Origin of the sequence: Synechococcus sp. R6-7 (assembly GCF_047461695.1) — a bacterium.
Lineage (GTDB): Bacteria > Cyanobacteriota > Cyanobacteriia > Thermostichales > Thermostichaceae > Thermostichus.
This window is the reverse complement of record NZ_JANSHS010000306.1, coordinates 1-2,946: the sequence shown is the minus strand read 5'-3', so window position 1 is coordinate 2,946 and position 2,946 is coordinate 1. Positions and strand designations below refer to the sequence as shown.

The window sequence follows — 2,946 nt, the reverse complement described above, 5'->3', positions numbered from 1 at the left end:
GGCCGGCTCGATGCCAGAGATACTTGGCGATGGGCGCTGTCACGATCCCCTGAAACTCGCCCCGCAGCGTCTGTTCGACTGCCGTTTTCAGGTAAACAAAACTGACCCCACCACTGTCAGCATCCCCTTGACCAATACAGCCAGGCTGTAACCGAAAGCCTGTGTCGCATTCCAGCATCGGGATCCCTGCCGGATGGGCCAATGGAGCCGGCGACCGATCTCTCAGCAGGCGATAGGTGGCTTCTAGAACCTGCCGATCCCCTACAACCGTGATGTGGGCGCAAGACTGCACCTCAGGATCCGCCAGCGCCTTGAGCACAATTTCCGGCCCAATTCCCGCGGGATCCCCCAAGGTCAGCGCCAGTTTGGGCCGTGGAATGCTCATGGTGTCTTTTCTTGAGAAGACGGACGATCCCCATGTTCCAGGGGAAAGAGAGTGCTGAGGAAAGCTGTGGGGAAGGTCGCCATCCCTTTGAGCAAGAATTCTGAGCTCAGCCTATCAAGTCAGCTGCAAGGGGATCCATGCCGGCAAAATGGTTTAATGAGGGTTTAGCGATATTGAACCTCTATGGCCGAGACATTCCTTTACAACGCCTTGCGTGCTGCCCTCGACGAAGAAATGGCCCGGGATCCCAACGTATTTGTTTTGGGAGAAGATGTCGGCCATTACGGCGGCTCCTACAAAGTCACCAAAGACCTGTATCGCAAGTACGGGGAGATGCGCCTGCTGGATACCCCCATTTGCGAGAACAGCTTTACCGGCTTGGCCATTGGGGCAGCCATGACCGGCTTGCGCCCGGTGGTGGAAGGGATGAACATGGGCTTTCTGCTGCTGGCCTTCAACCAAATTGCCAACAATGCCGGTATGCTGCGCTACACTTCCGGGGGCAATTTCAAGATCCCGATGGTCATCCGCGGGCCGGGCGGGGTGGGTCGTCAGTTGGGAGCAGAACACTCGCAGCGGCTAGAGGCCTACTTCCAAGCGGTGCCCGGGCTTAAGATCGTGGCCTGTTCAACTCCCTATAATGCCAAGGGCTTGCTCAAGTCCGCCATCCGCGACGACAACCCCGTTCTCTTTTTCGAGCATGTGCTCCTGTACAACTTGAAAGAAGATCTGCCAGAAGAGGAATACCTTTTGCCTCTGGACAAAGCCGAAATCGTCCGATCCGGCTCCGATGTTACTCTGCTCACCTACTCCCGCATGCGCTACCACGTGCTCAAGGCCGTGGACACTTTGGTGCAGCAGGAGATCGACCCTGAGGTGATCGATTTAATCTCGCTGAAACCTTTAGATATGGGAACCATTGCCGCTTCGGTGCGCAAAACCCATCGGGTGATCATTGTTGAGGAAGACATGAAATCGGGTGGCATTGGGGCGGAACTGACAGCTCGCATCATGGAAGAACTGTTCGATGAGCTGGATGCGCCGGTGATGCGTTTGGCTTCGCAGGACATTCCCACCCCCTACAACGGCACGCTGGAGGCGGCCACCATCGTGCAACCTGCAGATATTGTGGCGGCGGTGGAGCGGCTCCTCTACGCGGATTAGAACCCCCAAAAATCCCTACAAAACAGCGCCGAAATCTATCTCCCAGCAACTTGCAAAATCCTCAGGGCAACCTTGCTAAGATTTCCATGGCAGGGATCCGCGAATATGCAAGGCGTACTGCTGATCCTCTACATGTTGGTTGTCAGTGGCCTGATTGCCGTTGTTGGGGATCGGGTGGGCTACCGCATTGGCAAAAAGCGCCTTACCTGGTTTAACCTGCGCCCCCGCCATACCGCCATTCTGGTGGCCGTGGTGACCGGCGTGAGCATCTCCGCCCTGACTTTGGGCACACTGCTGCTCCTCAACCGCTCCCTGTCGGAGGCTCTGTTCAGCTACACCAACCAAATTGCCCAGGCGGAGCAAGAGCTGCGGGCCCTCAACCGCCAAAAAGCCCTCTTGGAAGCGGAAAATGCCGCTCTCAGGGTTGAGCGAGACCACCTCAAGGTGGATCTGGATCAATTTCGCACCCAGCAGTCGGCAGCCCAAACCCGCCTGAGCGAAGTGCGCGATCAGCTGGCAGTGGCGCTGCAGGAGCGGCAGGAGGCGGAGGCCAAGCTGGCGGCAGCCAACGAGCAACTGGCCAAGGTGCAGCCCAGTTTGGATCGAGCCCAGGCCGAGTTGGAGGCAGTGAAGGCAGAGGTGGAGTCGGCCCGCCAGGTGATCGCCACCCTGGAGTCGCAAAAACAAGCCCTGCAACTGGATCGGGATCAGCTGGAGCGCTCCCTGGATGTGGTGCAGGCGGCCTTAACCCAACTGGAGAACCAGAAAAACCAGCTTGAGCAGGAGATCGAGCAGCTCAACCAATTGGCGGTGCGGCTGCGGCGGGGGGAACTGGCCATCTTGGCGGGGGAAGTCTTGGCAACGGGGGTTGTGGAGGCTCCAAGGGGGGCAAAGCCAGAGGCGATTCGGCAGCAGTTTGAGCACCTTTTGGCCCAGGCGGAACAGCGAGCCCTTGCCCTTGGATCCCAGCCCATGCCCCCTCTGGAAAACGCGATCCTGATCCGCCGGGAGGATGCCGACCAAGCCCTGGAGAAGTTGCAAGAACCCGGTAGCTGGGCGGTGCGCATTCTCTCTCTCACCAACCGGCTCAAGGGGGAGCCTGTGCCTGTGCTCGTGCAGATTTACCCCAACCAGCGGATTTTCGCCAAGGGATCCGTGCTGGCCCACGGGGTGATTCAACCGGGTTTGAGCGAAAATCAGATCCAACAGCAACTGCTGGGGCTGCTGAACCAGGCCAATCAGCGCTCGCAAGAGGAGGGGCTTCTCTCCGATCCCATCACCGGCACTGTGGGGGAGTTCTCCCAGGTCAAGTTTCTGGAGGTTGTGCAGCATCTCCGCCAGAGCACCACCCCTCTGGATGTGAAGCTGGTTGCCGACACCGACATCTACACAGCGGG

The 2,946-nt window shown here is 58.6% G+C and carries 3 protein-coding genes; 2 read left to right on the top strand and 1 reads right to left on the bottom strand.

What is annotated here, in order from left to right:
• Positions 1-385 (bottom strand): 4-hydroxythreonine-4-phosphate dehydrogenase PdxA (locus tag NW815_RS09385; RefSeq protein WP_414415941.1); only part of this gene is annotated, 385 nt, incomplete at its 3' end.
• A 183-nt stretch (positions 386-568) separates the two neighbouring features.
• Here NW815_RS09385 and NW815_RS09380 point away from each other — a divergent pair.
• Together NW815_RS09380 and NW815_RS09375 are read left to right on the top strand one after the other, a co-directional pair.
• A complete protein-coding gene (locus NW815_RS09380; RefSeq protein ID WP_414331610.1) occupies positions 569-1,549 on the top strand; it encodes an alpha-ketoacid dehydrogenase subunit beta in 981 nt (326 codons plus the stop codon).
• 105 nt (positions 1,550-1,654) lie between these two features.
• Positions 1,655-2,946 (top strand): DUF3084 domain-containing protein (locus NW815_RS09375; RefSeq protein WP_414415940.1); only part of this gene is annotated, 1,292 nt, incomplete at its 3' end.

What these genes read in the sequence shown, in the direction of transcription:
- NW815_RS09380 (WP_414331610.1), top strand. Translation starts at nt 569, where the DNA reads ATGGCCGAGACATTCCTTTACAACGCCTTGCGTGCTGCCCTCGACGAA.